Source organism: Novosphingobium sp. 550D, from assembly GCF_057401885.1.
Genome location: NZ_CM171613.1, coordinates 1,353,223 through 1,378,358 on the forward strand (window position 1 = coordinate 1,353,223; position 25,136 = coordinate 1,378,358).

Below are 25,136 nucleotides of genomic sequence, written 5' to 3' on the forward strand. Positions count from 1 at the left end.
AGGGCGTTGGCCTCGCTGGCGAGAGCGGGGTCAACGCTTGCCTTTACAGGTCGGGGCCGCAGATAGCGTATGACAGACACAGCACTCCCCAGATCGCTCGCCCGGCTTCGCAATTGGGGTATCGGCATCCTTGTGACGCTGGTTGCCCTGGTTGCGGCCATCTGGCTCGTGCTGTTCCTTACCAAAGGGCGTTTTCTGCGGCCCTATTTCGAAAAATTCGCCAGTTCCTCTCTTGGGCGACCAGTGGGCGTAACGGGCGAATTCAATCTCTATTTCGCCCCCATCGACATCGCCTTTCGCGCCGATGGCCTGACCATCGCCAATGCCGATTGGGCGGGGGCAAAGCCTTTCCTGCACGCCGACCATCTGGGGCTGAGCCTTGAAACCCTGCCTTTGCTGACCGGCAAGCGCCGGATTTCGACCATGCAGGCCGATGGCTTTCAGGTGGCCGCGCAATGGGACAAGGCGCACAGGCGCAACAACTGGACCTTTGGCTCCGGCCCGCCCAAGCCTTTGACCATCCCCGACATCATTCAGGCCAGCTTGCGCAATTCGTCGATCACCTATGATGATCCGTTGCTGCAACTGAATGCCCAGATTGCGATCAAGCCGCTCTATGCCGCCAATTCGGTGTTGCAGGGCGGATTGATGTTCGATGGCACGGGCCGATTGCGCGGCCGCCCGATCCGCTTTTCCGGCAATATTGCCCAGGCCGACCGTGCCCTGCTGCGCGGCGGTTCCTCGCGCGTGACGCTGCATGGCGAAGGCGCGCGCACCCGTATCGATCTGACGGGCACGATGCCGGGCATCACCAGTTTTGATGACGGGCGCTATCACCTTGAGGCGCATGGCCGCAACATGGCCGATCTGTTCAACCTGATCGGTGTGGCGGTGGTGGAAACCCGCCCCTATGTGGTGGAGGCCGATGTGTCGCGGCCAAGCGCCGATTGGACCTTTGAACGCATCCGCGGGCGTTTTGGCGACAGCGATCTTGCCGGTCTGCTCCGCGTCGGGCTGCGCGGTGAACGGCTCTATCTCAAGGCCGATCTGCAAACCCGCGCGCTCAACCTGCTCGATGCCGCGCCCTTTCTTGGCTATGATCCCGAACGGCTCGACCGGCTGGGCACCAAGGGTTTGGTGACGCAGGAAAATGGCCACCCGCGCATCCTGCCCGATGCGCCGCTGCGTTCCGATGCGATCAACCGTTTCGATGCCGATGTGCGCTATCGTGTGACGCGGATCGTGGCGCAGGATTTCCCGGTGGGCGATATCGATGCCACGCTGCATCTCGATCATGGCCTGATGCGGCTTGATCCGGTGACGGCGGTGGTCGCCACGGGCAAGTTTGACGCCAAGGTCACGCTGGACGCCCGCGCGCCGCAGGTCATCACCGATTATGCCATGCACCTTTCTCCCACCCCCATGGGCAAACTCCTCTATCGCTTTGGCGTAGAGGAATCGGGCACCACCGGCACATTGGGCGCGCGGCTGGCCATGCGCGGGGTGGGCAACAGTTTGCGCGACAGTCTGGCCCATGCCGATGGGCGCATGGCCTTTATTATCCCGGCGGGCACGATGTGGGCGCGCAATATTCAATTGGCTGAACTCGACCTTGGCACATTCCTGCAAAAGATGTTTGCCAAGAAGCTGAAGGAGCCGGTGCAGATCCGTTGCGGCCTGTTGGGCTTTACGGTCAAGGATGGCATTTCCAGCGCGGACCCGATCCTGATCGACACGAAAAAGAATGTGATCACCGGGCGCGGCCAATTCAGTTTCCGCGATGAGTCGATCAACATGGGCCTGCGCGCCGATGCCAAGACGTTCAGCCTGTTTTCCCTGCAATCGCCGGTCGGCATCAAGGGCTATTTCGCGGCGCCGGGTTTGAAGGTCATCACCCCGCAATTGCTGACCCGCATGGGCGCGGGCGCGGCGCTGGGCGCGGCGGTCAATCCGTTTGCGGCGCTGATCGCCTTTGTCGATCCGGGCGATGCGCAATCGGCGGCCTGCGGCCCGGTGCTGGCCGGTGCCCGCGCCTCGGCCCAGCGTACGGTCAAGGGCAAGGTGCGCAAGGATGTCGGTCCGGTAAAGAAGTGATGGAGTAACAGGGCCGGTTATCTCCGCCTCGCACATGCAACAATTTGTCCGCCCGAAAGTTAGTTCAGCAGATGATCGAACATTCGGAGGCATTATGGCCCGCACTTTGCTGCAATTCTTTCACTGGTACTATCCTGCGGGCGGCCAGTTGTGGCGCGAGGTGGCGGAAAAGGCCTCTGATCTGGCACAGATGGGCGTCACCGACATCTGGCTGCCGCCTGCGACCAAGGGTGCGTCCGGGGGCCATTCGGTTGGCTATGACACCTATGACCTGTTCGACCTTGGCGAATTTGACCAAAAGGGCAGCCGCGCCACCAAATATGGCCCGCGCGAGGAATTGCAGCATGCCATTGCCACCGCGCGCGAGGCGGGACTGCGCGTGATCCATGACGCCGTTCTCAACCACAAGATGGGCGCCGATGAAACCGAGCGTGTCCGTGTCCAGCGTGTGCGAGAGGAAGACCGCAACGTGCTGGACGGCGAACCCTTCGAGGCCGATGCCTATACGCGCTTCACCTTTCCGGGGCGGGGCGGGGCGCATTCGCAATTCGAATGGAACGCCTCCTGTTTCTCTGGCGTCGATTATGTCGAGAACCCCGATGGCACCGGCGTCTTTTCGATCCTGAACGAACATGGCGATGGATGGAACGAAGAGGTCGATGAGGAACTGGGCAATTTCGACTATCTGATGGGGGCCGACGTCGAATTCCGCAACAATGCGGTGTATGAAGAGGTCAAGTTCTGGGGCCGGTGGATGGTCGAACAGGTCGGGGCCGACGGGTTCCGTATGGACGCGGCCAAACATATCCCGGCATGGTTTCTGCGCGATTGGGTGGGGCATTTGCGCGAAACAGTGGCGCCCGACATTTTTGTCGTGGCCGAATATTGGAACCCGGACCTGAACGCCCTGTCGCGCTATCTGGACCGGGTGAACCGGCAATTCGCGCTGTTCGATGTGGGGTTACAGCATAATTTCCACCACGCCGGGCGCGCCCATGCCGATTACGACCTGCGCCAGATTTTCGACGGATCGCTGGTGGCGGCCATTCCCGAACATGCCGTCACCATTGTCGCCAACCACGACACCCAACCGTTGCAGGATCTGGAAAGCCCGGTTGAGCCTTGGTTCAAACCGCTGGCCTATGCGCTGATCCTGCTGCGCGAGGGCGGCTTGCCCTGCCTTTTTTATCCTGATCTCTATGGCGCGGGGTACGAGGATAGGGGCGGCGATGGACAGATGCATCACGTCGACCTGCCCGCGATTCCCTGCCTCCCCGACCTGGTGAAGGCGCGCAAGGCTTTTGCCCATGGCCCCCAGACCGATCTGTTCGAGGAACCCAATTGCATCGGATTTATCCGCCACGGCACCGCCGAGCAGGGGGGCTGCGTCGTCGTCCTGTCCAATGCCGGCGACGCCGCGCGTGAGGCTGTTCTGGGGCAGGACCATGCCGGGGCCACTTTCGTCGATTTCCTTGGCCATCACCCGGATGAAGTAGTGCTGGACGAAGGCGGCAAGGGTGTTTTCCCGGTCTATGGCGAGAGCGTCAGCGTCTGGGTGCGCCGCGATCTGTTGTGATCTTCGCCCCGCTTTGATCACGGATGAACGCGGTTGCGGCGCGGGCGTGCAACCTTTCACCTTCCCCGCGCTTCTCTTTGTATAGCACCGGGCCTTTGCGCCCTGCCTCCCCACCGGCCTGATGACAGGCCCGCATGTACAGGAGCGCTTTATGGTTTTGACCCGTGATGGCACCGCCCTTTATTCCAAGTGCTGGGGATGGGGGCGGCCTGTCGTCCTTGTCCACGGCTGGCCGCTCAGCGCGGACAGCTGGGACCCGATTGCGACGATTCTGGCCAATGCCGGTTTCCGTGTGATCAGCTATGACCGGCGCGGCTTTGGCCGTTCGGATCAACCCTCGCATGGCTATGACTATGACACGCTCTCGGACGATCTGGCCGAGGTGATGGCCTTTCACGGGGTCAACGATGATGCCGCGCTGATCGGCTTTTCCATGGGCGGGGGCGAGGTGGTCCGCTACATGTCGCGCCACAATCGCGGCGTGGTTTCGCAAATCGCGCTGATCAGCTCGGTCGCGCCCGGTTTGATGCAGACGGACGACAATCTTGACGGCGTCGCGCCCGAAACATTTGTCGAAATGGAAAAGCAACTGGTCGATGACCGCGCCCATTTCTTCACCCGATTTTTCAAGCAATTCTATGGCGTCGGCCTGATCGACCGCCCGGTCAGTCAGGAAGTGCTGGACCACGCCCGCGCCATGGCGATGCAGGCGGGATTGTTGCCGACGCTGGCCGCGATGCGCGCCTTTTCGCACACGGATTTCACCGGCGATCTGGCGGCGATCAATGTGCCCACGTTGCTGATCCATGGCACGGCGGATGACATCGTGCCGATCCGGGCGACATCCTATCGCGTGGCCGACGCGGTGGGCATGGCGGGATTGGTCGAATATGCCGGGGCGCCGCATGGCCTGTTCGCCACGCGACAGGATGATCTGGCCAATGATCTGATCACTTTCCTGCGGCATCGCATGGCGCCCGTCCGCACCGTGGCCGAGCAGGCCGCTCTGGACGTGGAAACCGCGCGCACAATGGTTGCCCCCGCCATTTGATCGGAGGTGAGCATGGAAACAGTCGAAGCCAAACTGTCCGCCGAGGGGCTTGAAGCGCGCGAGCGTGACATCGCCCTGACCGAGAGCGAGCGCGCCTCTGTCGCATCGGCGCAGGGGGCCAATACCAAGGTGATCCACGAGGTCGTGCGCCGTCACGGCGACGAGGAAATGGAGCGCCCGGCCTTTTCCCTGCTGATCTCGGCGTTGGCGGGCGGCATTGCCATCTGCACCTCGATTTTGGCCGAGGCGCAGATGGAATTGCTGTTGCCCGATGAAAAGTGGCGGCCTCTGGTGGCCTGTATGGGCTATTCCACCGGCTTTCTGGTGGTGATCCTGAGCCATCTGCAACTCTTTACCGAAAGCACGCTCTCGGCGGTGATCCCGGTGGCGACCCATCCCGAACGGGCCAATGTGTTGCGTCTGCTGCGCTTTTGGGGGCTGGTGCTGGGCGGCAATCTGCTGGGCACTTTCATCGTCGCGCTGGCGTTTGAGCGGCAATGGATCGTTTCGGCCCCGTTGCATGAGGCGATGATCGAATTGTCGGCGCGTCTGCTGGATCGCGACTGGTGGCAAACCCTGCGCATGGGCATTCCGGCGGGCTTTCTGATCGCGGCGATTCCCTGGTCGCTGCCCACCACGCGGGGGCAGGAATTCTGGGTCATCCTCCTGCTGACATGGCTGATTGCGCTGGGCGGATTTGCCCATGTGGTGGCCGGATCGGGTGAGGCATGGCTGTTGATGCTCGACGGGCGGATCACCGCGTTTCAGGCGGTTTTCGACATTATCGTGCCCACGCTGCTGGGCAATGTGCTGGGGGGCACGGGCCTGTTCGCGGTGCTGGCCCATGCGCAGGTGCGCGGCGAGTTGTGATTCACCGATGGAACGATGGCGGCGCAGGACCATTCCATGACCATGGGGCCTGCACCGGCGGGCCATGGAAACCTTTCAAAATTAATGGAGAAATCCGATGGCAACCAAAGAAATCTCGAAAGAAGACGCTTTCACCTCGACCACGCAGCTGCGCGCTCAGGCCAAGCGCGCGATTGCCGATGGGCCGATCACCTCGACCTATCCGGACGACCGTGAAGTGATTATCCAGCGGCTCAATCTGGCGCTGGCCACCGAATGGGTCTGTGTGCTGCGCTATATGCGCCATTATTACTGTGTGACCGGCCCGACCTCTGGCCCGATCAAGGCCCATTTCCTTGAACATGCCGTCGAGGAACAGGCCCATGCCGACAAATTGGCCGAACGTATCGTGCAACTGGGCGGAGAACCCGACCTTGATCCCGCCACGCTCAGCAAGCGTTCACATGCCGAATATACGACCGGCGCATCGATTGAGAGCATGATCCGCGAAAATCTGATCGCGGAACGTATCGCGGTCGATTCCTATCGCGAACTCGTTCAATTCATTGGCGATCGCGACCCCACCACCCGCGCGCTGATCGAAGGCATTCTGGCGCAGGAAGAAGAACACGCCGACGAATTGCGTGATCTTTTGCCCTGATCGCATCGGCCACAGGACAGGATAATATGAGCAACACCACCCCCACCGCCGCGCCATCGGTCATGCCGACAAGCCACCCGCTTCGCCCATCCGAAGTGCCGGGCCTGTTGCGCGACCTGACGCAGACGACGCTGAACTGGGTTGCCGATTACTGGCTGCAAATCGCCATTTCGGCGGCGGCGGCCTCGGCGATCATTTTCGTGCTGTTCGCGTTGCGGCGGTGGGGGCGGCATAATTACGATCCGCTGGTCGGACCCGCCTCGATGCGCGCGGTTATTGCCCAGGTGGTGATGCGGACCAAAACCTTCTTCATCGTCATTCTGGCCATTCGCGTGGTCAGCAAATATGCCCAGATGCCCGACAGCCTTGAACACTGGATGTATGTGTTCTTTGCCATCGCAGCGGTGATTCAGGGCGCGATCTGGACCCGCGAACTGGTGCTGGGGATGATTGAGCATCGCACCTCGGCCAAGAATTTTCAGGGTGAGGCGATCCTCAATGCCATGGGCCTGATCCGCATCATGGTCAGCTTTACCATCTTTGCCATCGCGGCGGTGGTCTTGCTGGGCAATATCGGGGTCAATGTCACGGGCATGGTCGCGGGTCTGGGCGTGGGCGGTATCGCCATCGGTCTGGCGGCGCAGGGTATCTTTGGTGACCTTTTTGCCGCGCTGGCCATCATCTTTGACCGGCCATTCAACCGGGGCGATGCGATCAGCTATGGCGATTCCAGCGGCACGATCGAGGCGATTGGTCTTAAATCCACCCGCATCCGCGCCTATACCGGCGAATTGCGCATCATCGCCAACCGCAACCTGCTGGACAAGGAAGTGCTCAACGTGTCCGGGCGCGACCATATCCGGCTGCCCTTTATGATCGGCGTGGCCTATGAAACGCCGCCCGACACGCTGGAACGTCTGCCCGGCATTCTCAAGGAACTGGTCGAGGCGGAAGGCGGGATTGCCGCGCGCGCCGGGTTTGAAAAGTTCGGCGAAAGCTCGCTCGACTTTGCCGTGCTGGTCGATGTGCCGGGCAATGACTGGCCGGTGGCGCATGATCTGCGCAATCGCCTGCTGGTTTCGATCATGCGCCGCTTTGCCGCCGAAGGGATCTCGATCCCCTATCCCACGCAGACGACCTATACCGCCGCGCCCGATGGCCGTCTGGTCATGCCCTATGCCGATCAGGCCAATACGTCGGCATAATCGGGATGCCTTTTGGCCCAGGCCACCATAAAGGAACAGCGCGGGACCAGCTTTAACCCCTGATCCCGCGCCAGATCAAAGACACCGCGCGCCAATGCCCCGCCAATGCCGCGCCCTTCAAAGGCGGGCGGCACTTCGGCATGCTGCAGGTGATAGGCCCCGCCGTCATCGACGCGATAGGTGCAAAAGGCCATGGCATCGCCCTCAATGGGCAATTCAAAGCGCTGCTTTGCGGAATTGAGCGTCACGGGGGCGGTCATCGATACGTCTCCTTCATCGCAAAGATGTGGATGACACGCCCGCCCCGCAAGGGTTCAGCGCAATTGCCGCGCCAGCAATTGCAGAACGCAGCCATAATAATCCTGCGCCAGTGCCTCGGTCTTGAGCGGCTGGTTCAGCGTGCGCTGGACGATGTTGATGCCGCCCGGCGACAGCGGAAAACCGGCCTCTGCCCCGGAATAGACATCGACCCACGCCGGGATTGGTTGCCCGGACGCCTGCTTGTTGCGCCAGTAATCGGCAATCGGCGTGACCAGATGGGCCCGCTTGCCCGCCACGGCATAGAGCGGGATGCGCACCGCATCGAAACCGAATTGCGGCGCCTTGTCGGGCGCGGGCTGCGGCATGCCGTCATTGCCCACCACGACCCAGTCGGTGGGCAGGCCAAAGGCGCCGAAGCGGGCCTTGCGCAGGATATCCTCGCATGTGGCGATGACCGGACCCCATGTGCCTGCGCCGTCCAGTTGCGCAAAGGCGTCCAGCGCCGGAAAGATGAAATAGCATGGGTTGATCATCAACCGGTCGCCCAGATCGAAACCCATGATGCCGGGCATCAGATAATGTTGCCCACCGCGCGCGATCACCAGCTTTTCGCGGATCGCCTGACGGATCTGGCGCGAACGGGTCTCCCACGCGGCCACGCCCCACCGGCGCGCCCCGCGCGCCAGAGCCAGCGCGATCAGCATGTCGCCATCGGTCGCATTGTTGGGATCGGCCACCGGATTGTTCGACCGCGGATCAAAACGCCACGAATAAAGCGCCATGTCGCCACGGGCCAGATGGCTCTGGGTCCAATTGTACATCGCCTCGAACGCGGCCCGGTCGCCCACCGCCGCGGCCAGCAGCATGCCATAGCCCTGACCCTCGGTATGGCTGACCCCGCCATTGCCGGTGTCGATGATGCGGCCCGATGCGTCCAGATAGATCTGGCGGAAACTGGTCCACATGCCGTCCAGAACCTTGGGCGTGGCGTTGGTGCTGGGTTGGTCGGGGGTCACAGATTTGCCTTCCCCCTTGCGCGAACAACCCACCATCAAGGCGGCGCTGGCGGCCATCAACATATGGCGACGGTCAAACAACATGGGCTTGTTCTGCATCAGATCTCGGCGCCGTGGCGGATTTCAATCGAATTGGCGGAATAGGACACGATACGCGTGACCAGCGCGTCGGGGCTGCCCATGGCGCGCATCCACCCGTCATAGGCCCCGACCAGAAGCGAGGCCAAGGCATCGCCCCAGTTGAATTCGGGATCATTGGGAATAGCCGCCGGCGCATCGTGATGGTTGATCAACACGCCCTGAAGATCGAGCGTGATGTCCGCCTCGCCCAGACCCAGCCGGCCCCAGACCGCGTTCACCGCCCCCTGAAGTTCGCGCAGGTCGCGCATCGCCGGAATCGGGTTCTGTTCGGCCAGCCGCTTGCCCACCGCACGAAAGAAGCCCTTGGCCTGCGATTTATCCGCATTGGCAAATATTTCCGAAACCGCCAGCGCCGCAATCACGGCCAATCCGCGATCCGAAGTGTCTGGTGGGAAAGGCAGGTCTTCCATTATGCGCCCCCCGTTCGTTGTCCCGTCATATGCAAGCCTCATGGGTTCTCTCCCTTATTTGGTGCTGCCCAAGGCCTGACGAATGCCCAGCATAGAGCGGAATTCGTCATAGGTGCCAAATGTATTATAGCTGACTTCGCCGCCGACGCGGGTGGCCGGGCTGATCTTGTAATAGAGCGAACCCTGCGCCGACATGCCAAAGCCGGTCTTGCTCAGGCTGTCGTAATAGTTGCGCACATCGCTGTTGGTGGCTTTGAGCGCGTTGAGACGGGCCTGCGCGGCCGGATCGGTGGGATACAGATCGGTGCGGTTCTGCGAAAAGCTCTGGAAACCGGGGGTGCCGGCAACCTTGAGGTCCAGATTGCCCTTTTCATAGGAATAACGGACCGGGAAGCTGAGCGCGAGGAAGCTTTGCGGGCTGAAATAGCCGCCCTGACCCCATGTGAACTGGTTCTGGCTGTTGGCATAGGTCTGATAATTGACGTTCATGCCCGCCGTGATCGACGAATGCTCGTTGCTCCATGCCCGCATATAGCCGCCGACATTGACCTCGACATTGCGGTTCGAGGCGACATTGGTGCCGTTGTAGCGGTTATAGCTGACATCGCCATAGGCGCCGTTGCCGTTGCTTTCATACGAATAGCCAACGCCGCCGCCGGTGCGCATCACCTGGCCCCATGTCTGGCCGGTTACCGGATCGCGCGTCCCGGCATAGGAAACGACGCTGTCGGTGACGGGCTTGCGTTCAAACCATGCGCGCGCGGTGGCATGCTGTGACACTTGCGGGGTTACGGCCACGCGCCATGTCGCGCGGGTGTTGCCAAAACCGACCGGCGTGGTGCCGCCTTCGATCTGAACCAGCTTGTCGGCATAACCGGCGCTGAGCGCGACGCCCGATGCGCGCTGGGTTTCGGCATTGATCAGCGCCGATGCCGTCTTGTCGACGATGGCCTGCGCCTCGATTGTGGCATTGCGGCCAAACCGGGCCAGAGACGACCCCGTCGGGCGCCCCGCATCGATCATCACCGCTTCGGCGCGGGCAAATACGCGGCCACGGCCAAGCCCGGTGGAAAGCTGGGCGGTGGTCTTCATCTCGCTCAATTGCGACAGGCCGGTTTCACCCTTGCGCGCACGGAACGATGCGTTGACCTCGGCGCGCGGACCATTGTCGGCGGCAAGCCCGGCGATGTCGCGTTCAATTCCCGCCAGAACCGGATCGACCGGCGCTTGCGGGGGTGCGGCGAAAGGGGCGGCGTTGTTCTGCGCTCCTCCGGCAAAGCCATTGCCCGGCAGGCCGCCCCACGTGGCCGGGGCCGGGACGGATTGCGGGGCGAAACCGTTGGGGGCCTGATAATTGCCCTGTGCCGCTGCGCCATTGAAATTGCCTTGGGGGGCAAAACCGGCCTGATTGGCCATGGCGCCTTGGGGTGCGAAACCGTTCTGCTGTCGCGGCGCGGTCATCTGCAAACGCGTGCCGCCGCCCAGTGCAAAGGGATTGGGCATGGCGGGGGCGGCGGCCTGCTGGGGCTGGGCCTGCTGTGCGCGGAAGGGGTTGCCGTCGGGGGCTTGGGCTGCCACCTGCGCCGTGCCATCGGCGGCAAAGGGCGATGCGGCAAACGGGTTGGCGCCATTGCTGGTCCCGCTGCTTTGTTGATAGACGTCGCGGGCCTGCTTGAAATAGCGCGTGGCGGCCGAAGCATTGCCGCGCGCCTGTTCGGTGCGGGCCGCGGCCAGCCAGACTTCGTAATTGCTGCCATATTCGCGCAGCAATTGCGTCTGGGCCTGCTGGCTCAATTGCTTGTCACCGGCGGCCTGCGCGGTTTCCATCAGACCGGACAAAGCATCGCGGTTCTTGGGATCACGGGCCAGGATCATCTGGAACGTCTGCGCCGCGCGGGCGTTCATCCGGCCCGATTGATACAGGCGCGCCAGCGAGGAGAGGATCTCGTTATTGTCCGACGCGGCATTGAACGCGGTTTGCAGCACGTCAAAGGCCTGCGCAAACTGGCCTGCCTGACGCAGGCGGTCGGCCTGCTGGGCGGCGGCGCTGGCGGCCATGCGGGCCACGGCGCGCTGGCCATTGGGGTCGCCTGCGGCCAGCGCGGTGGCCTTGGCCATGGCGGTGCGGGCCAGATCATCGCGGCCCGTACGCACGGCGACGCGCAGGATCGATTCAAACCCGGCAATTTCCGAGATTTGTCCGTTGATTGCACGTTGAGCCAGAGCGGCGGCGTCGAAATTGTCGCCCATATCGATCAGCGCTTCGGCAATGGCCGCCTGTTTGAGCGGCGAAAGGCCCTGCGTGTTGCTCAATTGCTTAAGCACGCCGACCGCTTCACCCTTCTGGCCGGTGGCGGCAATCTGCTTGGCGCGGATGATGGCGGTGTCGATCTTCAAACCGATGGCGAAATTGCGGATCGGGGCCGAACGGGCCTCGTCGGGAATGCGGTCGATCAGGCCCTGCGCCATGGCGGTGCGGCCCAGTTCGGCATTCAGCATCGCGGCGGCATAAAGCGCATCGGGATTGGTCGATGCGGCCAGCGAGCCGAGCAGGCTTTCGCTTTCCGACACGCGACCGCGACGGATCATGAAACGGGCAAATTCATAACGGATCCACGGGTCGTCCTGATCCAGCATGATGCCCTGTTGAAACGCCTGTTCCGCGCCGAAATCGTCGCCGCGTGCCGCCGCCGACAGGGCGGCCCCGCGTGCGGCGCGGCTTTGCAGGCGCTGGCCATTGGGCGTTTCCTCGCCGCCGGCCTGACGATAGAGGTCGGCAGCGTCGGCATAGCGGCCCTGACGTTCGTAAATGTCGGCCAGCAATTCATAGGCCCCGCCATTCTGACTATAGCCCGAACGGATCAGCGCCTCGGCGGCCTTGCGCGCATCGTCCAGAGCGCCGCGTGTTACCATCGCCTGCGCTTCCTGCAGCGAGGCGAAATAGCGGGCCGATTCCAGCGCTTCCTTCCACTTGGACGCATCGCCCAACTGGCTGGCCTGGGCCAGAGCGTCGCGGGCCTGTGCAAAGCGGCCACGCTTGAGATCGACAAGGCCCAGACCGCCCAGCGCATCGGCATCGCGCTTGTTGCGGTTCAGGGCCGACTGGAACTGACGCTCGGCGCCTTCAAGGTCATTGTCCTGCAAGGCGCGGAAACCCACCACTCGCGACTGGCCCGCACGGTCGGCGGCCGAAGGCCCGGCAGGCGCCGCAGTGCGCGGCGCGGGGGCGGGCTTTTCCGCAACCGGGGCCGGTGCCGGACGGGCGGCAACGGTGCGCGGCGCGGGTGCACGCACCGGCTGGGGCGCGGGCGCGGCCACCGGGGCGGGGGCCGGAGCGGGAGCAGCGGGCGAGAGGGCCTTCTTGGCCACTGCATTGGCCGGGTCGATCTGCAACGCGCGACGCCATGCCTGCTGGGCCAGATCGTGGCGCCCCTTGCCTTCCCAATATTGCGCCTGATCCAGCAGGGCCTTGACCCCCGATGCCTGCGCATGGGCCGGTGCCGAAGTGAGCCCGGTGGCCATCAGGGCCGCGACCAGAGCCACGCCCGAATTGCGGCGCAGCGAGCGGCGATTAAAGACGGGGCTCACTTCTTGTCTCCCTTATTGTTTTTTTGGCTCAGATCGGCGGGTGCCTCACCTTGCAGGCGCTTCTTGGCCTGACGGGCAAAGACCAGATAGACGGGGCCGGTCAGCAGCAGGGCCAGCATCACCCCGCTCAGCGCCATCAACAGCGGGCGCTGGCTGAACCAATAGGCCAGCTTCATCCAGAAGGGCAGGCTGCCCGCCCAATAACGCGGGCCCACGGCAAAGCTGGTCATGCCATCGCCGGTGGTGACGGCAAGGTCGCCCTGGATCTGGGCATTGATCTTGTCATCATTCATGCCTTCGACCAACTGGGGCAGGGTGGCGGTATCATCGGCGATCATCGCCACCACGCTGCGGCCCGAAGTCAGGGGCGATTCAAAGGCGGTGATGCCGTTAAAGCCCTTGGAGGCATAGACGGTGTTCTCGACATCTTCCTTGCTGTTCTTGCCCCAACCGCCCAACAGCGATTCGACATATTGCAGCGCAGAGCGTTCGATGACCTTGAGCGTGCCGCCTTCGTTACGCAGCGGCGCATTGGCGAACAGTGAGCTTCCGGCCAGATTGGCGCTGCCGATGACCAGAATGTCGTGATCGGACAGTTGGTCCGCATTGCCGCCCAGCGTCACGGTGACGCCGGTGGTGGCAACGCCCGTCGAATCGCCCAGACGGCCCATGACATCAAGGAAAGCCTCGATGGCGGCCTCGGTCGGGTGATCGTCCATCATCACGATCGTTTCCGACAGGTCGGGGCGCACGGTAAAGGGATAGCCCGCACCGGCAAAGCTGGCCAGATCGGGCATTTCCAGACCGTGCCACGCGCCGGTCAGGTCGATGGTCGAATTGGGATCAAGGCTGACGCGGACATTGTCGGGCAACGTGCCGGTGCACTTCTGCTTGTCGGCCATGATCAGGTTATAGTCGAAGACGACTTCATTCGATCCGAACAGGTTATAGCGGGGCAGGCCCACGCTGCCGCGGCCATTGACGCTGTTGGCGCCCGAACCATACCACAGGCGCTGCCACCAGCTCATGCCGGTCAGGGGCAGGGTCTTGAGGAACTGGCCGTTGATCGACACGTCCATGCGCGAACCTTCGCGGTCCAGCCACTTGGCGTCGGGATAGCGATAGCCAAGGCTGAGCGAACCACCCTGACGCGGCCAGAAGAACAGGTCGGGCGCAAGGCGGAAACGCGCGGCCAGCGGACCCGGCGGCAGGCCCATGCCCTGCAGCGCATAAGGCGCCATGATCTCGCCCAGCTTGACCTCACGGTCGGTGGTCAGCCAGCGCGGCGCGGAATAGCGCGGCCAGGTGGGAATGCGGGCGCTGTCAAAGCTCATCAATGCGCCGCCCGGAATGCCCTTCGCGCTGGCCAGAGCGGCGGCGGCAAGGCGGATTTCGGCATCATTGCGACCGGCAATCACCAACAGCATGCCGCTGGGGTCGGCCGGATTGCGCACCATCGTGGCGGTCGCGCCATTGATCGGCACGGCCAGTCCAAAGGCGGGCGTCTTCATGAAGACGATGGCATTGCCCGCAGGCAGGCGGCCAATCATCGGCTTGAATGCAAAGCCGCGATACGAGGCAAGGCTGCCCATCCACGAGGAAATGCTGGCCGCCGCTTCCAGATCGCCATGGCTGGGGGCCGAGGCAAAGACGAAGGGCAGGCGCAGCGCGCCATTGTCGTGGCGGTCAAAAAACGGGCCGGGCAGGCTGGAAAGATCCGGCGCCTTGGGCAGCGATTGCACGGTCAGGTCAAAGCCCGACTGAACATTGCTGACATTGGCCCAGAGCGAGGAATGGAACGGATCTTCGCAATCGCGCGCATAATGGGCGATCAGGCGAATGTTGAGCTGATTATCACCGGGCAGGAACAGCGCGGGATTAACCGGCACCTTGAGCGTGACGCCGCCCGCGTTTTCGCGGGTCAGGGGAATGGTCTGCACCACTTCGCCGTTGAGCAGCACGACCATCTGCGACACATCGGCCAACAGCGCCGGGCTCCATGCCGCGCGCAGCGTGACCATGGCCTCGGTGACGATGTCATTGGGGCGCATGCCAAAGGGAATGCCGATTTCGCCGCGCGTGCCCGCCAGACGGATCGGCATCTTGATGCGCAGATCCTTGAACGTCATGTGTTCGCGGCGCGTGCCCGTGGTGCCCGCAATGATCAGCGGCGTGGTGCCGGTGGTCGTATCGGTCTGGGGCGCGGCGACGGCGGCGGTGGCCACCGTCGGTGTTTGCGCGCGGGCTTCCTGATGCGGGGCCAGGATCGAGGCGGCCACGACCGCAAAGGCGCAGGCGGCGGCCTTGACCGTCGGGCGCGCGATCAGCGACGGGCGCACCGGCGCGGCGGGGGCCACATCGACGGCTTCGGGCTTGGCCTTAACCTCTTCCTTGGCGACGGCGACGGTGGGCAATTCGGCCTTGGCGGCGGCGGCCTGTTCACGCTGGGCGCGCATGCGGCGGCGTTCCGCCACGTTCAGACCTAGAATGCGCTTAAGCGTCATCAGATCAACCGAAAGGATATCTTTCACCGAGCGCAATTCCCCAACCTGCTCAGGCGCCGACATTTGCCATGCATCCGCCCGTCCCATAACGGCACGCACTAGCTTGCGGCCCATGGCCATGTCCAGCGTGTGGAACCGTACAAATGCGTATCCGCGTGCGGTGCGAATAGTATCCACAGGAATAACCAAACGGTCGGCATCCATGTCCAACGCAATGTGGGTCAATTCAGGGTCGCGCACCGGCAGATCGGCGGGCAGGACGATGGCCGCGCCGCCCATCGAAATGTCGCGAGTCACGCCCGAAATGGCATGGCCCGATTTCAGATAGAGCGTGACGGGCAATTCGGCATGGATACGGATATCCTTGCGCGCCTGACGGGTTTCACGCGCCACCGATACGGCGGCCAGCAGGATGATCAGCGAGAAGCTGGCCCATGCGGTATTGAGCAGCAGCGTGTCGATCTGGATGTTGAAGCTGGACTGAAAGAACAGCAGCTTGATCCAGCCCATCGACACAGCCCCCGCCAGCAGCGCGATGGCCACCAGATGCGGCTTGACAATGGCCCAGTCAAAGAAGGTCTGATCGAGAAGGTCGCCCTTGTCGGTCACGTTGAACTTGCCCTTGCGCGGCTGGAACCAGGTCATCACCGTGGGCTTGACCAGATGGAAAGCCAGCATGGTTTCATAGACTTCGCCCCAGAACGGACGGCGCCAGCCCAGTTGCGAACGGCCGCTGAACATTTGCGAACAGACCAGATGCGGCATCGAGAAGGCGAAGATCAGCGAGGCTGATGCCTGAATGATGTTCTGGCCAAAGATCAGATAGGCCAGCGGGCTGGTCAGGAACACGATGCGCGGCAGCGGAAATTGAAAGTGCATCATCGCGTTGAGATAGCACAGGCGCTGAGTCAGGCTCAGGCCCTTGCCCAGCAGCGGGCAGTCGATGCGCAGGATCTGCGTCATGCCGCGCGCCCAGCGGATACGCTGGCCCACGTGCAGAACGAAACGTTCGGTGGCCAGACCTGCCGACAGGCGGGCTTCGAGATAGCCGGTGTTCCAGCCCATGCGCTGAAGCTTGAGCGCGGTATGGGCGTCCTCGGTCACGGTTTCACCGGCAAAGCCGTTGGTGATTTCCAGCGCCTCGCGACGAATGATGGCGCACGAACCGCAGAAGAAGGCCGCGTTCCACAGGTCGTTGCCGCCCTGCACCGGGCCATAGAACAGGTCGCCTTCGCCCGGCATGTCGCCCAGGACGCCGCCCAGATTGCGCTGGACCGGATCGGGCGAATACATGTGGTGCGGCGTCTGCATCAGCGCCAGCTTGGGGTCTTTGTCGAACCAGCCCACCGAGAGTTGCAGGAACGAACGCGTCGGCACGTGGTCGCAGTCAAAAATCGCGATCAGCTTGCCGTCGGTCTTTTTCATCGCCGCGTTCATATTGCCCGCCTTGGCGTGCAGATTGTTGTCGCGGGTGATGTAACCGCATCCGGCCTTGCGGGCGAAAGCCTTGAATTCCGGGCGCTTGCCATCGTCCAGAATATAGACGTTGAAGCGATCGGCCGGGTAATCCATGTCCATCGCGGCATAGACCGTGTTGCGCACGATCGAGAGGCTCTCGTTATAGGTGGGGATGTACACATCCACCGTCGGCCATTGCGAAGGATCGCCTTCGGGTTCGACCACCGGGCGATAAAGCGGCCAGCTGGTCTGGACAAAGCCCAGCACCAGAATGACCCATGCATAGGCTTCGGCCAGATACAGGCCCGTGCCCAGCGCCGCTTCGAGCGGACCGCCAAAGGACAGCGTCTGGGTCGTGCGCCAGAACAGATAACGCGTCGAAACGATCAGCGAGAGCAGGCCGATGGCCAGCATGCCCTTTTGCGATTTCCAACGGTTGATGACCAACGCCCCAACGATCGTGGCGCCGGCAAATTGCCACTGCGACTTGGCATCCAGAGGCACGGTGATGACGGCCATGGCGATCATCGCCAACACCGCCCATCCGGCCCAACGGGTCAATTTAGGGGCGATGTCGATCACGCAGCTTCTTCCTCTGCCTGATGGGGGGCGCAGACGCTGACGATGGTTTTGGCCAGTTTGCGCATGTCGGCCATCGCGCCGCTGGCGGCCGATTGGGCGGGCAGCAGCTTGCCCATGGCGACGGCCTCGTTGACCGATTCGTCCTCAAGGATCGACCCGATCAACTTGCCGCCCAGCAGTTCGCGCAGGAAGCTGTGCGCGTTGCGGGCAAAGCGGCGGGTTTCATCCAGCCGGTTGATGACAAAGGCGGTGTAATCCAGATCGATCAGCGGCGTACCGGGCATCACCTGCGTCAACGAGGCAAGGCCGAGGCCCGTGGGCGAAACCGGCACCACCATCAGCGCGGCATGGGGCAGCAGTTGGTCACGCAGCGCGCTGTCGTCGCTGGCAATATCGGCCACCACATAGGTGTCGGGCGTAAAAGGCAGGTCGCCATTGTCCAGCGCATCGGCAAACGAAGGGTCATGCGCCGCACGATAGCCCTGACGCAGAGAAACGCCGCCGATCAGCAGGCGTTCACTGTCCGATGCATGCAGGTCGGGAATGGCGTTGATCGGCTTGATCCCGAAATACAGCTTGAGGCTGTCCTGGCGGGTCATGTCGACCGCCTTGGTACGCAGGCCCATATCGGCCAGAGCCATGGCAAGGTGGGCGGCCACAAAGGTCGTGCCGACGCCGCCCTTGGGCGAATGACAGAGGATCAGCGGCATCAGAGCTTTCCTTGTTCGATTTGCTGGGCCAGCTTTTGCAGCAAGGCGTGGACATCACCGGGGGCTTCATCGGCATTCTGGCCGCCGTAACGGGCAAACAGATTGCTCAGGTCCTTGGCCGTGGAGGGCGCGGGCGCGGGCACCTGTTCGGCGGCCGGTTCAACGGGGGCGGCGGGGGCGACCGGCTTGGGCGCGGCAACGGCAACCGGGGCGGGCGCATTGGCCGTCACCAGAGCTTCGCCATTGTCTTCGGCCGGAGGCGCGGTCAGAATGCGCGGATCATTGATCAGCGTTTCAAACAGGGGCCACAATTCCACGTCGCTGAAGCGATCGGCAAATTCCTGATAATGGAATTCCCGCTTGCCCAATTTGGCCAGCAGATTGGCGACGTCCTTACGCATGCATAGACCCCTAGGTTTGTTCACCTATAATCCTGCATGCAAATGGTTAACAAACACTAAGTTTCGTTTGTTTCAGGGCGCAGATTCTTAGGAAAACGGGCTTTTTGGGCTCTCAATTCCTTAATGATGGCGATTCCCGATCCCATGGCGCAGATTAACGATTAACTGCGAATCGGCCATCAGTTTGTCCGATTCTTCGTCCAGAATGGTGTGCAGCATATTCTGGACGAATCGATTGCAATCATCGGGCGTCAACACGCCCGGCGCGGTGGATGTCAACAGATCGACCATGCGCGATGCGCCATGCAACCGCCCCATCAGGTAATCATGTTCACGATAGGCGCGGCTGAAAAAGGCGGCGAAATGGTGAAACTCCTCGCCCTTTAACCGGCGTGACAGGCCGATGTCGGGCGTGCCGCCGGGCACGTCGCGGGGGGATATGCGGTCGATCTTGACCGGGTTCATCTCCGCCTCGCCCATGCCGCGCGTCAGGGTCAATGTCGCCACATCGTAAAAGGCAAAGCCCAGATAGGCCAGCAGCATCACCCGCCCCAGCGAGGCCGGAACATGGCGGATCGCCTCGACCAGAATGGCGTCGATGCGCCCGTCCATATGCGGCAATGTCCCCGGCGCCGCCATATCGCGCAGCACTTCGCCCGGATAGGACAGCACGCGTTCGGGGATCGCGGGCGCCACCGGCCCGGTGCTGAGCGCGAGGGACAGCCCCTGCCATGCCGCGTCGCGGGCGGTGTCATGGTGGTGGGCGGGCACATCGGACAATTCCTCGCGCGCTTCCTCCAACCGGCGGATCAGGTGGCGCATCCGGCGCAGGCGAAATCCGGCATCATGGCTGCGCAAAAACGCCAGCATCTCGCTCGATATCGCCTGACCATCGGTGCCCCTTGGCCGCAAATTGGCCTGTGCCCAGCGGCCCAGCGCCGCGCGGATCGCGTCACGCCTTGTATCATCACGTCCCGTGCCATCGTGCGCCAGAACATCGGCCAGAGCATCCAGCGTGATTTCCAGCTTCATCCGCGCATAGGCCTGATAGGCAAATCCGGCCTGATCCATGGCGGCATGATGGGATGCATGGCGCCACGCGGCCATCTGCATCCCGTCGGGACAGGTGTTGAGAACATCTGCCCCCAACGCCATGCGCACCGAATCCTCAACCTCTGGCTGGATCGCGGCCATGATCTGACGCACGCGGGCCATATCCTCGGATTGCCGGGCCAGAGCTTCCAGATTGTCGCGGATCGGTTGTTCGCGCGGGATGGTGGAAATGGCGCGGAAAATGACGCTGAAAAAACCCGGCGCGCCCGACGGGCGCAATGTGGCGGGCGTATTTTGCGTCGGGTCGATATAGAGCAGGCGGCGATCCACTTCGCGTTCTGCCGGGCGGGATGGCAGGGCGGCAATCGCCTGTGCAAAGGGGGCGTTGACCAGAATTGAGCCATCCATCAACGCGGCCTCATTCTCCGTCCCGGCGGTAAAATGCGCGGGCAGGACGCGGGCGAGAAAGGCGCTGCGCCCGGTCCATTCCTCTTGCCGTTCCACCATCAGGCGGTCGATTTCCACGGGCAGCAGAGGCGGGAAAGCACCGGGAAAGCTGGCCGATGCGCGTGCGGCAAAGACCAGTTCGGGCAGGGCGGCAAGATGGCCTTCACCCGCGTGTGCGCGAAAGCTGATATCGACGCGATGTTCGCGTTCTTCGACCCAAGGCGGGCTGTGCAATGCGACCTTTTCGGGGTGGCCCGCATAATCGGTGGCCGTGGTGAACAGGTCGAGCGGGTGGCCCTTGGGCAACAAGGGCGCACCGCATGCCCCCTGTGCCATGGCATCCAGCGCCTCGGCGATCAGGCGGGAAAAGCCGATGCCGGAAAAGGGCGCATCGAACCATCGCGACCGGACAAGGCGGTTGAGCTTGGCACGGATTTCGGCGTCAATATCGCTTGATGTTGCCGAAACCGGCGATGTGCGCGTCAACAACATGCGCACCAACGGCACCGCCCATTGTTTGGCAAATCCGGTCCAGCCGCGATCATCGGGATCGAGCAGGCAATCAATATCGGCCCGATCCAGCCACAACCGGGTCAATGGCTCAAGCGATTGACCGCTGTGAATGGCCTGGGCCAGAAACACGCCATTGAGCCCCCCCGCGCTGGCCCCCGCGACAATATCGGGCAGAACCGACAGCCTCGTTCCGCTGCGCTGCGCCAAGAGGTCGAGCAGGTCGGCATAGATCTTTTCACTGGGCAAGAGCAGGTCGGGATTGTCGCGAAACCGGCTGGCACGGGCCAGTTTCCACACTTCCTTGGTCACGCCATGCATGTAAACCGCAAGGCTGATCCCGCCGTAACAGACCAGAGCGAGACGAAGCTCTTTGTGCCGCATAGGTTACTGTTTGCGCCCAATAGAGCGTGCAGGCAAGCGTCTAAATATCGCGATAGGCCGGAAGCCCCAATTGCCAGCGAATGGCCGCAAAACGCAGGATCAGCCCGCCCATAAAACCCGCCGCCATGGCCATGCCGTCATGCAGCCCCAGACTGATCAGCGTGACATAGCCCCCCGCAGCCAGCGCGGCCGCCGTTACATAAATCTCTGGCCGCAGCACGATTGAGGGAACCCCCGCCAGCATATCGCGGAAAATCCCGCCCATACAGGCCGTCACCACCCCCATGATCGCGGCGGGCAAGGGCGGAATGCCAAAGGACAGCGCCTTGGCCGCGCCAAACACGCTGTACGCCGCCAGCCCAATCCCGTCGAACCATTCCAACGCCTGTTCCGGCCAGATCCGGCGCGGGGTGAACCACACCACCAGCGCCGCGCCAAGGCAGATTGCAATCGGCGCGGAGCGATGCATCCAGAACACCGGCGCCCCGATCAACAGATCGCGCAACGTGCCCCCGCCCACCCCGGTGATCGCGCCAAAGAACATGAAAGTGACCAATGTCTTGCGCATCCGCGCCGCCGCCAGCGCCCCCGATATGGCAAAAACCGCCGTCGCGGCCATGTCCAGCCAAGGCCCCAGAACGGGCATGACCCAGGCCGAAGCCTCTACTACGGGCTGAACAGAGAGGGTTGCGGGCACCATTCATCGCTTTTTGGTCAAGAGGGGCGAATATGCAAGCGTATGCGTATCAGACAGAACTTGACAGCGTTGTCGCAATTGCCGAGTGCAAGGAGCGTCTGGCGCCTATGGGCAAATGCTTCAGCTTGCGCCATGTCTGCAACGGGATCTGCCGAAAACGGCAGGCGCATAGAGGTATGAGAGGAGGGGGATCTATCCCATGGCTTTGGCTCCAAACACAAATGGCGACGCGCAGGCGGGCCAGAATATTGACGCCCCCGAACTGCGCCTGTTCGTGATGGCGCTGTTCTTCATCTTTGGCGGGATCACCAGTCTCAATGACGTGATCATCCCCAAGCTGAAGGACCTGTTCACGCTGAATTATACCCAGGCGATGCTGGTGCAGTTCTGCTTCTTCACCGCCTATGCGCTGATCGGCCTGCCGGGGGCGGCGCTGGTGAAACGGATCGGCTATATGCGCGGCGCGGTGGCGGGGCTGCTGACCATGATGGTGGGCTGCCTGCTGTTCATCCCGGCTTCGCAAAGCGCGACCTATGCGCTCTTCCTTGCCGCGCTCTTCGTGCTGGCCAGCGGCGTGGTGGTGGTGCAGGTTGTCACCAACCCGCTGATTTCCTTGCTTGGCCCCGCCAAGACCGCGCATAGCCGTCTGACCTTTGCGCAGGCTTTCAACAGCCTTGGCACGGTGATCTTCCCGCTGGTGGGCGCGCCTTTGATCCTTGGCCGTCTGAAAGATGTGAAGGCCGAGGAACTGGTCGGCCCGGCGCTGGACGCCTATCGCATGGCCGAAACCCAAACCGTGGTGAACACCTATACGGCTCTTGCCGCGGCGCTGGCGCTGGTGGCGGCGGTCGTGTGGTTCAACCGCAATCGCCTCAAGGGTGAAAAGCATGAGAAGACCTCGCTCGCCTCTGGCTTTGCGCTCCTCTCGGAAAAGCGCTTTGGTCTGGGCGCGCTCTGCATCTTCCTTTACGTCGGCGCGGAAGTGTCGATCGGCTCGCTGATCGTCAACTATCTGAAACAACCCAGCGTGATGGGTCTCGATGATGCGGCGGCCGGTAATTACATCCCCTATTACTGGGCAGGCGCGCTGGTGGGCCGTTTTGTCGGTTCGGCCGTGCTGCGCATGGTGTCGCCGGGCAAAGTGCTGGCCTTTAACGCGATTGGCGCGATTGCGCTGATCCTGATTTCGACCAACACGTCGGGCCATGTCGCGGCCTACAGCCTGCTGCTGATCGGTCTGATGAACTCAATCATGTTCCCCACCATTTTCAGCCTCGCTTGCGAAGGTCTGGGGCCCAAGGCCGCCGATGGTTCGGGCATCATCAACATCGCCATTTTTGGCGGCGCGGTGGTTCCTCTGGCCACGGGTGCGATTGCCGATGGCATGGGCAGCCTTGCCCTGTCGCTGGCTCTGCCCGCGATTTGTTATGCCGTGATTGCCTATTTCGGCTGGTTCACGCGTCATCCTTCGGTGGCTGCGGAGGGTTAAACCCTCCGCCCCATCGGGGCATACAAAAAGGGCGGCGGAACCGGGTTGGTTCCGCCGCCCTTTTTCATGGGCCTATCCCGGCTCAATCGCGACCGCGCGGGCCCTTCTTGAAGCCGCCGCCAAAGCCGCCACGGCCGCTGCCGCCGGCGGGCTTGGGGCGATAGGGCTTGACGCCATTGGGATGCTGGGCGTGACCTTCGCTGTGCGGAGGACGGCGCGCGCCGGGAGCATGGCGACCCTTGCGATGTTCGCGGGCCTGTTCACGCGGGCCGGTGGCGCTGGGCTCGATGTTGACGCCGGACTCATCGTCGCTGCCCGGAACGGCGGTGCGCGCCACGGCATTGCCAAAGCGTTCGGCCAGATTGCGCGGGATCTGCACAAAGGATTCGTTGGGACCGATGCGGATCGCCCCGATTTCGCCGCGCGTCACATGGCCACGACGGCACAGCAAAGGCAGCAGCCAGCGCGGATCGGCGTTCTGATGACGGCCAATGTCCAGACGGAACCATGCCACATCCTCGAAACCGGCGCGGTGATGCGCCTGACGGATGTTTTCCGGGGCCGAAGCGATCAGCTCTTCGGGCTGGGGCAGCGAGGCGCGATGCGCCCGCACCAGCGCCATGGCCAGATCCTGCGGGCTGCGCTGGCTCAGCAGTTCTTCGGCGATGGCCAGATCTTCTGCGTCATCCTCGGACTCAACCGGGGCCAGCAGCTTGTCGAGCATACGCTGACGGTCGGCGGCGCGGATCGATTCGGGGCTGGGCACGTCGGTCCATGCCGCTTCGATACGCGCACCGCGCAGCATCATTTCCACCCGGCGACGGCGCGGGAAAGGAACGATGAGAACCGCGGTGCCCTTCTTGCCCGCACGGCCGGTACGGCCCGAACGGTGCTGAAGCGTTTCGGCATCGCGCGGAATTTCCACGTGAACCACCAGCGTCAGGTTGGGAAGGTCGATACCGCGCGCGGCAACGTCGGTGGCCACGCAAACGCGGGCGCGGCGGTCGCGCAAAGCCTGAAGCGCGTTGTTGCGCTCGTTCTGACTATGCTCACCCGACAGGGCGACGGCGGCAAAACCGCGTTCGACCAGCGTGGCGTGCAGGTGGCGCACATTGTCACGCGTGGCGCAGAACAGGATCGCGGTGTCGGCTTCGTGGAAACGCAGCAGGTTGACCACGGCATGTTCGATGTCGGCGGGCGCAACCGTGCAGACCTGATAGGCGATATCGCCATGGCCGCGGTTTTCGCCAACCGTCGAAATGCGCAGCGCGTCACGCTGATAACGGCGGGCCAGCGCGACGATCTGACCCGGCATCGTGGCCGAGAACAGCAGCGTGCGGCGGCTTTCCGGGGTGGCTTCCAGAATCTGTTCCAGATCCTCGCGGAAGCCCATGTCGAGCATTTCGTCCGCTTCGTCCAGAACGATGGCCTTCAGACCCGACAGGTCGAACGCGCCGCGTTCCAGATGGTCGCGCAGACGGCCCGGCGTACCCACAACGATATGGGCGCCCATGTTGAGCTGGCGGCGTTCCTTGACGGGGTCCATGCCCCCGACGCAGGTGACGATGCGGGCGCCGGCCTGTGCATAGAGCCAGGTCAGTTCGCGGCTGACCTGAAGCGCCAGTTCGCGCGTGGGGGCGATGATCAGCGCAAGCGGGTCGCGCGCGTGGGGCAGCATGTCGCCGCCATCAAGCAGGTCCTTGGCCATGGCCAGGCCAAAGGCCACGGTCTTGCCCGATCCGGTCTGCGCCGAAACGATGAGGTCGCGGCCATCCGCTTCCTCCGTGATGACCTGCGACTGGACTTCGGTCAGCGAAGTATAGCCTTGGGCCTCGATGGCGCGGAGGATACAGGGGGCGAGCGTGGCGGGAAGGGTTGATTCAGTCATGCAATCTCTTGTGGCTCTGTCCCGATGGGACAGGAGGAATGGGGTCAATCGGTAACAGGGCCGACCAAGGGCCGAAATGGGGCGCGGCAAAAGCCAGCAGCCCGTCCTATGGCGCGCCCATAGCGGGAAAATTGCCGTTTGGCTTGTTCTTTTTTCGGGAT

The 25,136-nt window shown here is 62.9% G+C and carries 17 protein-coding genes; 7 read left to right on the top strand and 10 right to left on the bottom strand.

The features are described from left to right. The first annotated feature begins 69 nt into the window (after positions 1–69). The 6 genes from AC2S2E_RS06455 to AC2S2E_RS06480 all read left to right on the top strand — a co-directional run bounded on the left by AC2S2E_RS06455 (position 70) and on the right by AC2S2E_RS06480 (position 7,436). A complete protein-coding gene (locus AC2S2E_RS06455) occupies positions 70–2,094 on the top strand; it encodes an AsmA family protein (protein WP_476101150.1) in 2,025 nt (674 codons plus the stop codon). Positions 2,095–2,188: 94 nt separating this feature from the next. Then, the gene (gene amyA / locus AC2S2E_RS06460) at positions 2,189–3,670 is read left to right on the top strand and encodes an alpha-amylase (protein WP_486524161.1); all 1,482 of its coding nucleotides are present in this window, start codon (positions 2,189–2,191) and stop codon (positions 3,668–3,670) included. Between the two features lie 151 nt (positions 3,671–3,821). Beyond that, a complete protein-coding gene (locus AC2S2E_RS06465; RefSeq protein WP_486524163.1) occupies positions 3,822–4,721 on the top strand; it encodes an alpha/beta fold hydrolase in 900 nt (299 codons plus the stop codon). Between the two features lie 12 nt (positions 4,722–4,733). Next, positions 4,734–5,591, top strand: coding sequence for a formate/nitrite transporter family protein (locus AC2S2E_RS06470; protein ID WP_486524164.1), 858 nt, complete (start codon positions 4,734–4,736; stop codon positions 5,589–5,591). A gap of 97 nt (positions 5,592–5,688) precedes the next feature. Then, entirely contained in the window at positions 5,689–6,231 is a 543-nt protein-coding gene (locus AC2S2E_RS06475) for a ferritin-like domain-containing protein (protein ID WP_486524165.1), read from the top strand. 26 nt (positions 6,232–6,257) lie between these two features. Continuing rightward, positions 6,258–7,436: a mechanosensitive ion channel family protein gene (locus AC2S2E_RS06480; RefSeq protein WP_486524166.1), complete on the top strand. Its 1,179-nt coding sequence runs from the start codon at positions 6,258–6,260 to the stop codon at positions 7,434–7,436. Here AC2S2E_RS06480 and AC2S2E_RS06485 read toward each other — a convergent pair. From AC2S2E_RS06485 to AC2S2E_RS06525, 9 genes are all read right to left on the bottom strand, one after another. Beyond that, positions 7,415–7,696, bottom strand: a complete 282-nt coding sequence (locus AC2S2E_RS06485) for a GNAT family N-acetyltransferase (RefSeq protein ID WP_486524167.1) — start codon at positions 7,694–7,696, stop codon at positions 7,415–7,417. The two genes, AC2S2E_RS06480 and AC2S2E_RS06485, sit on opposite strands and share 22 nt — an antisense overlap. Positions 7,697–7,750: 54 nt before the next feature. Further along, positions 7,751–8,812: a family 8 glycosyl hydrolase gene (locus AC2S2E_RS06490; protein WP_486524168.1), complete on the bottom strand. Its 1,062-nt coding sequence runs from the start codon at positions 8,810–8,812 to the stop codon at positions 7,751–7,753. Then, a complete protein-coding gene (gene bcsD / locus AC2S2E_RS06495) occupies positions 8,812–9,264 on the bottom strand; it encodes a cellulose biosynthesis protein BcsD (RefSeq protein ID WP_476101165.1) in 453 nt (150 codons plus the stop codon). Before bcsD ends, AC2S2E_RS06490 begins: the two co-directional genes overlap by 1 nt. A 54-nt stretch (positions 9,265–9,318) precedes the next feature. After that, the gene (locus AC2S2E_RS06500) at positions 9,319–12,852 is read right to left on the bottom strand and encodes a cellulose biosynthesis protein BcsC (RefSeq protein WP_486524169.1); all 3,534 of its coding nucleotides are present in this window, start codon (positions 12,850–12,852) and stop codon (positions 9,319–9,321) included. Continuing rightward, positions 12,849–17,342 carry a UDP-forming cellulose synthase catalytic subunit gene (gene bcsA, locus AC2S2E_RS06505; RefSeq protein ID WP_486524562.1) on the bottom strand — a complete coding sequence of 1,498 codons (4,494 nt, stop codon included), beginning with the start codon at positions 17,340–17,342 and terminating at the stop codon, positions 12,849–12,851. Before bcsA ends, AC2S2E_RS06500 begins: the two co-directional genes overlap by 4 nt. A 50-nt stretch (positions 17,343–17,392) precedes the next feature. Beyond that, positions 17,393–18,106 (bottom strand): ParA family protein, encoded by a 714-nt coding sequence (locus tag AC2S2E_RS06510; protein WP_486524170.1) that lies wholly within the window; start codon positions 18,104–18,106, stop codon positions 17,393–17,395. Next, positions 18,106–18,507 (bottom strand): hypothetical protein, encoded by a 402-nt coding sequence (locus AC2S2E_RS06515; RefSeq protein ID WP_486524171.1) that lies wholly within the window; start codon positions 18,505–18,507, stop codon positions 18,106–18,108. Before AC2S2E_RS06515 ends, AC2S2E_RS06510 begins: the two co-directional genes overlap by 1 nt. A gap of 120 nt (positions 18,508–18,627) precedes the next feature. Beyond that, the gene (locus AC2S2E_RS06520) at positions 18,628–20,901 is read right to left on the bottom strand and encodes a patatin-like protein (RefSeq protein WP_486524172.1); all 2,274 of its coding nucleotides are present in this window, start codon (positions 20,899–20,901) and stop codon (positions 18,628–18,630) included. A 40-nt stretch (positions 20,902–20,941) separates the two neighbouring features. Next, positions 20,942–21,601, bottom strand: coding sequence for a trimeric intracellular cation channel family protein (locus tag AC2S2E_RS06525; RefSeq protein ID WP_486524173.1), 660 nt, complete (start codon positions 21,599–21,601; stop codon positions 20,942–20,944). 196 nt (positions 21,602–21,797) lie between these two features. Between AC2S2E_RS06525 and AC2S2E_RS06530 the strand changes: the two genes are divergently transcribed. After that, complete coding sequence (locus AC2S2E_RS06530) at positions 21,798–23,087, top strand: sugar MFS transporter (protein WP_476101179.1); 1,290 nt, start codon at positions 21,798–21,800, stop codon at positions 23,085–23,087. Between the two features lie 82 nt (positions 23,088–23,169). On the opposite strand, the gene AC2S2E_RS06535 is transcribed toward AC2S2E_RS06530, so the two are convergent. Beyond that, the gene (locus AC2S2E_RS06535; protein ID WP_486524174.1) at positions 23,170–24,975 is read right to left on the bottom strand and encodes a DEAD/DEAH box helicase; all 1,806 of its coding nucleotides are present in this window, start codon (positions 24,973–24,975) and stop codon (positions 23,170–23,172) included. Positions 24,976–25,136 lie beyond the last annotated feature (161 nt).